Source organism: Nitrobacter sp. MLSD-S21 (assembly GCF_058809865.1).
Genome location: NZ_JBXASZ010000006.1, coordinates 186,722 through 193,634, shown reverse-complemented (window position 1 = coordinate 193,634; position 6,913 = coordinate 186,722). Strand labels below are relative to the sequence as shown.

General features: G+C 60.4%; 3 protein-coding genes. All 3 read right to left on the bottom strand.

Annotation, left to right across the window (positions count from 1 at the left end; translation table 11 throughout):
• Positions 1 to 560: 560 nt before the first annotated feature.
• The 3 genes from AC1RT6_RS16890 to AC1RT6_RS16880 all read right to left on the bottom strand — a co-directional run bounded on the left by AC1RT6_RS16890 (position 561) and on the right by AC1RT6_RS16880 (position 6,814).
• Positions 561 to 2,090, bottom strand: a complete 1,530-nt coding sequence (locus AC1RT6_RS16890; RefSeq protein ID WP_079446173.1) for an alginate export family protein — start codon at positions 2,088 to 2,090, stop codon at positions 561 to 563.
• A 695-nt stretch (positions 2,091 to 2,785) separates the two neighbouring features.
• Positions 2,786 to 3,040: a hypothetical protein gene (locus tag AC1RT6_RS16885; protein WP_139372852.1), complete on the bottom strand. Its 255-nt coding sequence runs from the start codon at positions 3,038 to 3,040 to the stop codon at positions 2,786 to 2,788.
• Positions 3,041 to 3,088: 48 nt separating this feature from the next.
• Positions 3,089 to 6,814, bottom strand: a complete 3,726-nt coding sequence (locus AC1RT6_RS16880; protein WP_079446171.1) for an ATP-binding protein — start codon at positions 6,812 to 6,814, stop codon at positions 3,089 to 3,091.
• Between the last annotated feature and the right edge of the window lie 99 nt (positions 6,815 to 6,913).

Below are 6,913 nucleotides of genomic sequence, written 5' to 3'. Positions count from 1 at the left end.
TCGGGATGCCCCCCGGCCGATAGCCTATCGATATGTTTCTCGCTATACATCGTACAGCGCGGTGTCAACATGCAGGCTGCATCAAACAAGAGATAAATGAAAAGAAAGAAGGTCTTAAGTAAAGTAGATTGCACAAAACTCCGCGCCACCTTGCGGTTTCGCTTAGGGCATCAATGAAAAAGCAGGCTTGATGCAGACTGTCATCGCTTTGTCGTAGGACGCGTTCGATAATAATCGATTTTCGAGCGAGTGCTCGGCGCGGTTGAAGTCCACGCATCAAACAAGAGATATCGACGCACGAGCGCGAACAGGTACGGCGCGGGGCGCGGAAGATGCGAGCGACGCCTCGAACATATTCTTGCGCGGAATCGACTCGCGACGGCTCGCTCGTCCGGCCGAGGTCGGATCCCTTGGCTGGTATCGCCACGCCGGGATTGAACAGGATGATCCGTGAAATTCACCCGGCAACTGCCGACCGTCCTTCTATTCTGCCGTCGGGACATGACTGCAGATGATGCCGGCCCACAGGCATTTGCTGTTGGGCCGGCACGGTCGTTACTTTAAAAGAAGAAGCTCGTCTGGAGATAGCCGTAGACGGTGTCGGCCGTGTTGGGTGCGTTGGGTGCGTCCTGCAGAAACCGACCTTTAAACAAATAGGCTGCCCCCGTTTCGAACAGCATGGCATCGGGGACAACCCAGTATCGCAGGCGAGCCTCGATCTGCTGGCCGGCGAAGTTCCCGGATCGGCCGGTACGATCCCGTACCTGTGTGAGGCCGAAGCTGTCGGTGCGATCCGCCAGGAACAGCGTGCGGTAGGCGAAGAAGGCATCCCAGATCGGGCTCGGCGTGACCTCGAAGCGTATCGCCGGTGAGATCATGTTCGATCGCTGCAGCGGCCCATAGAGGTCGACTGGGTTGTATTCGCGGCGGACGCCGAACAGACTGTCGAAACGGGTGAAGGTATTAGGGTTTCTGCTGTCGCCGCTGCCGTGATCGTATTGCAGCGCGACCCGCGGCAACCAGGGCGCAGCGAAGGTATAGCCCGCCTCGCCATGGAAGAAGTAGGCCGACACCTTGAGGTCGCGCGTGTCGGTGACGGCAGTCGTCTCCCGGGCGAGACCCGTCTGGTAGATCGCCTCGAAATCGTAGTCCCACTGCCCGGGCTTCTTCGCCCGCGCCAACCGCGCGCCAGGAGTGAACAGGCGACGGTTTCGGGTCTGCACCGATTGCGGACCCGTCGTCCCAGTATCCTGCTCGTACAGGCCGTAGCCATAGACCTCGAACGATCCGCCGAACACCTTCGCGAAAGTATAGGAACCGCCGAACAGTTGAAAGTCCGGGCTCTCCGAGTCGAGCTCGATCGTATTGTTGCGGATGCCTCGTGTGTCATCGGGCAACCGGGTCTGCGGCATGGTCCAGAGCAGGGTCATCTGATCTTTGTTCGTGCCCTTCCAGTCGTAGGACAGGCCGGTGAAGGAGTTGATGGTGTTGCGCATTAAATTGCGCGCCACGAGGCGGCGTGAGCCGATGTCCTTCGTGAACCGGCCGGCGGTGAGACTGCTCCTCGATCCATCGTGCAGGACATCGGAGAGATCGACGTTAAGATAGGCTTGGCCGAGTTCGAGGGCGTTCACCTCATTGGTGGAGACCGCCGAGTTTCGCGGCTCGCCGTAGCCACGGCTATCGAACAGCTCCGCGCCGATCTTCACCGTGCCGAGATTGTACTCGGCGAAAATATTGGTGAAGAACGAGGCCAAATAGTCATCACGCGCGGCAGGCGCCGGACGAAATTGGTTGGCGAGCCCTTCACCACGGGAGCGAATAGAGCCGTTAATCGTGAGATTGTCGGGTCGTCCGAGTGTGTCGTAGAGCGAGTACAGCGGCGTTGGCGTGGTCGCCTTGAACTGAGGCCAGGTTTGCGGCTTCGGCTCAGCATCTCCGTTCTGGGCTACGGCATGGCCATGGCCAGGACCCTGGCCTTCGTCGCCCTGTGCATGCGCAAGATTCGGAGGAATGGCGACAAGCAGAACGATGGACAGGAAAACCAGTCCTGCCGTCGAACCGAGGAAAGAACTCTTCATTAAATTCATATCACCCCCCAAGTTGCTCTGTCATGGCGGGTTCGGATCCGCTGAGCCGCAACATTCGAAAAACGTTTCACGCAGTCCTTGATCGACGCAGCCGTCCGCGCATGCCGCACACTCCTCATCAATGAGGAACGATGCGACCACTCAAAAACAATGATCACCTAAAGTAGGAAGATGCCTCAATCCGATAGCTTGTCGATGTGTCTATCGGCATATTTCGCATTGTATGATGTCGACGTTGTATGGTGTCAACACGCAGAGAGCATCGAACAAAACATAAGAATACTTCTGACTCCATCATAAGCGGAGAAAGAAGATCTTGAGTGCGTAAAGGCAACTGCACAGAATTCTGTACCGCCTTGCGACTTCGCTTTTTGGCTTCAATTGAAGACAAACTTGATAGCGGTGTCATCTCTTGTCGTAGGACTGCGTTCGACAGCAGTCGATCTCGACGGAGTGCTCGACGCGATTGAAATCCATGCATCAAACAAGAGAGGGAGCATCGCTTCTCACTTCATCAAAAGCAAAAGAATATCTTGAGCGCGCAAGGGCGGCTGCACAGAATTCTGTACCACTCGCGGTTTCGCTTCGGGCATCAATTGAAGGAAAACTTGATGGCGGTGTCATCGTTTGTCCTAGGACTGCGTGCGATAGCAGTTGATCTCGACGAAGTGCTCAACGCGATTGAAATCCACACATCAAACAAGAGATGGAGCATCGCTTCTCACTTCATCAAAAGCGAAGGAAGATCTTAAGTGCGTGCGGATCTGCCTTCGCCTCTTCCGGCGGCAGCGGCCTTCGTCGTCACGTCGAAAAGCCAGATCTCGTTCCCGCAGGATCGCGCGCTCGCGGCGATAGACGGCGTTGATCGCTCTGTCTGCGCCGTCCGCTGCTTCCATGCGTCCTTGAATGTCGAGCGGGCGGTAGGCGACGAAGGCATCCCATTCGTCCAAGTCGGCCTACTCATGCGGCGATGACCCCGCGTCGGGTACACACATCCGTCAGCGTGATGCCTCGGCGCGCTCCGATCCGACGATCTGCGGTAGCGTGCCCGTGGGAGACGGATCTGCCGCTGCCTCTTCGGGCGGCGGCGCCGTTTTTGTCGTCATGTCGGGAAAACGCGATTTCATTTCGCGCAGGAAGCCACTCAGCGTATCCACCTTCGCCGCCATCTTGGCAATCTGCTCGAACTCGGCGCTGTTGCCCGCCGCCGGCTTGCTCGCGATATCAAAAGCGACCTTATCGGCGCTGCCGTTCATCAGCGGTGCATATTTTTCGCGGAAGCGCGCAAGCCCAAGCGCGTCCTCGGAGAGCGCGTAGCCGATGACAGCGCGAATGATGTCGCTCTTCTCGTTCGGCTTGAGCGGTTTGAAATCGCGCCAGCGCTCGCCGTAATAAAGCTCGACCTGTTCGGACGCCTCGCGCCAGCGCCGAGACGCCCAGTAAATATCGGACCGCAGACGAATCGCCTCACGCCCGGCGAGATTTGAGATGATGTCGAGCGCGAGATCGCGGCGGCCGACATCGCTCTGCGCGCGCGCTTCGAGCAGCAAGCGCTGCTGACGTAATTCACCGGCGAGATCCGCGATCCGCGTCGTGCGAAGTGCGGAGATTGCCCGGTCCGGCTTGCGGTTCATCAGATAGACCATTGCCAGCCGCGCGGCGACCTGCGCGCGTGCTGCACCCTCCAGCCGATGATCGATCTGGTATTGCAGGAGTTCGCCCGCCTGATCGAGCAGATCGAAGGCGACCAGACGATCCGCGAGCCGGCGGATCATCTCGTCGCCGCGACGGCCAATCGGAGTCAGGTCGCGAAAGTCGTAGAACATCGCCAACGCATCGACCGGCGGAAGATTGTCGCCTTTCGTGCTGAGGAAGAGCTGGGCGAACAGCGCCGCCGCGTCATCCTGAATCTGGCGTGACACCGCGGAGTCCGGTTCCAGCCGCGTGGCCGTCCTTGACGCCGCCAGCGCCTCCGCATAGCGGCCGGTATCGATATAGAGCGCCATCAGCATTTTCAGCGTCTGCACTTCCAGCCTATCGCCGCGCCACATCACCGACAGCGTTTCGAGATCGCGCAGCGCATCTTCCGGTTTGATCTCGTTGCGCTTCTGTCGCAACGCGATGTTGTGAAGCTGCGCCTCGGTCGCGGCTTCGCGGTCCGGCGAGGCCATCACCTCCTTGTACTGAGCAAGCGCATCCTTGTCGCGCCCGAGCGCTTCCGACAGCCGTCCGCGCATGACTGTAATCCGGGGCTTCAACTCGTCGGGAATGCCGAGCGCGTCGAGATCACTGCTGCACGAAGCGACCCCGGAAAAATCCCCGACCTCAAGCGAGGCTCGCATCGCAGCAGCGACGATCGCGCGCTGCAAATCGATTGGCAATACCGATATGGCGAAATGAGCGTTTTTGAACTTCTCCCGTGCTTCCGCCCACTTATGCTGCTGCGCGAGCGCAAGTGCCTTCCAGAGTTGAGAATCGTAATTGGCTCCGATCGCCGGATTAGCGAGATCCCGCATAGCCGACGCCGTATAGTTCGTCAGCGAACTCGCAACTGAATGCACGATCAGCAGAACCGGATCTTCCTGTCCGGGATTCCGTTCGGACAATGCGAGGTCAAGAACCGCCCTGGCTTCGTGATAGAAGCCGCGCGCCATGTAGAACCGGGCGAGGTCGATCCGCGCCGTGGCCCGCGCATCATCGTCACCCGCCGTCGACGCGGCGTCGACCAGTTCATCGAGCCGCTTGAAGAGATCGGCCTTGCTGTCCTTCTGCCATTGCTCGACATCGAAGATCGGCTGAGCCGTTGCCGCGCGCTCGGGCGCGGCATTAGCCGCCGACAGGGTAAGACCGCCCCGTCGGGTCACCGTGACCTTGTCGGAGGCGACCTCGACGGCAATATCGTCGGACTTTGGCTCGACCACCACGCCATGGATCGATTCACCCAGCGAAAACTCCACGAATTGCTGACGCCTGACAAAGCCGCGCGCCGGCGGCAGCGCGGTCACGACCATCAGGGTAGTGCCCGAGTCGGGATCGACGATCCGGTGCAGCTTGCCGGGGCCTGCGAGCGGCACAGTGACGCTTGCGTGAGCCCGATCGATCACATCGCGCTGTGCATAAAGCGCGCGCGATGGCTGTTGTACGGCATCGGCAAACGTCACGATCCAGCTCTCGCCCGCCGCGGTGGATGCAGACCCCTTCGAGTCTCCGGCCGAGAGGGCGGCCAATTGCGGACGAGCCAGGCGGATACGAATTGCCTGCCCGTTGTTCAAGGAACGGCGATCGATGTCGGTGATGAGCGACCCGCCCTCCTTTTGAATCGCGCCGGTATCGATCGGCTGCTCGGAGTCGAACACCAGCCACACCGTATCGGCCCGCCGGAACAGCGCGGCCGGTGCCGGCGCGCCGAATCCGAACGTCAGACGAAAACCCTCGGTGCGTCTCTCAGCGTCGAGGGTCACAGCGTCATGCGCGATTGCCTTTCTTGATGGCGCCGGAGCGATCGCAGGCTCCGACGCCGCCGCGGCCTTTACGGAGTCCTGCTTGATAGCAATATTTTCTGCTGGCTTCTCCTCTGCCGGCTTCGCTTCTGAAACGTCCGCCTTTGAAGGAGCGGTGGAGGGCGCTGGGGCGGCAACCGGCTTTTCGACCGGAGACTGAACAGACGCGAGGGGTGCAGCGATAGCCGGCGCGGCTTCGGAAGTTTTTGCTGCCGGCGCGGGTTTGACATCAGACGCCGGAGGCCGAACCGTCAGCCCGGCTTGCTCCGCAATCGTCTGAGAGGTCGGCGGCGGAATCTCGGCTGCCTTTCCGGCGGAAGCGCCCTGCGGCCGAGCTTCGGTTGACGCGAGCGGCACCGGCAGTATCGGTTTGCCGGTCTGCTGAAAGCCGATATCGACGATGTAGCTCTTCTCTTCACGAAACGAATGCACATCGACATCGCCGATCAGTTTTATTTCGATCCGCGAGCCCTCGCCGTCGACCTTCTGCGCGATTGAGCCGATATTGGCTGGCGCCACCAGTTTCGCATCCGCCAGATCGAACGTCAGCGCAGGCTTGAACAGCAACGCAAGCGTTTGCTCATTGAGGTTGGAAGAGACGCCGCTGCCGTCCGGCAGCTCAAAAACATAGCGCACGAAGGTCGGCTGCAACGAAGCGCGCACGCGAACTGGCGACCGCTTCTTCGCCGCTTCGAGGCTGCGCTGTTCGCGCAAGGCGCGCTCGGCGGCGCGGGCACGTTCCGCCAGTTCTCGAACCACCTCCTGCGGCAATTCAGGCGGCGGCCCCTTCCAGCCGTCAGGCATCAAATCGATGAAGACGCGCTCGCCGGCGGTCATTGTATTAACGGTGACCTTGCGCGCCAGCGCCAGACGAATGGCCGAACCATCCGGATCGCGGCGCGCCGAGCCGACATAGTCCGGTACCGCATCCGAGATCCTGTCGACGGGAATATCCACCGGCCGCTTGAATCGGATCAGAAGGACGGTGCCCGCCACCGTCACCTCGGAATCGACATCATCCTCGAGCGTAAGCACGAGGCGCGCGAAACCGTTCGCCGCCACAAAGCTCGCCTCTCCCTGGACCACCTGCGCGCGACTTGCATCGGGAAACGCCGCGGCCAGCAGCAGCACGGCTGTCGCGACCGCCGGAATAAAGTCGCGCCGAAGCCGCCGCGCGCAAGCGCGCGCTTGCGACCAACATCGAGCGGCAATCGTCCGCGCCATTCCAGATAGTCTCTCGACTCGAATCCGTGACCGGACGCTCGCACGCCGGTCAGACCGAACACTAGGATTGTGGAATTAAGGACTTGTTAAACAACGATC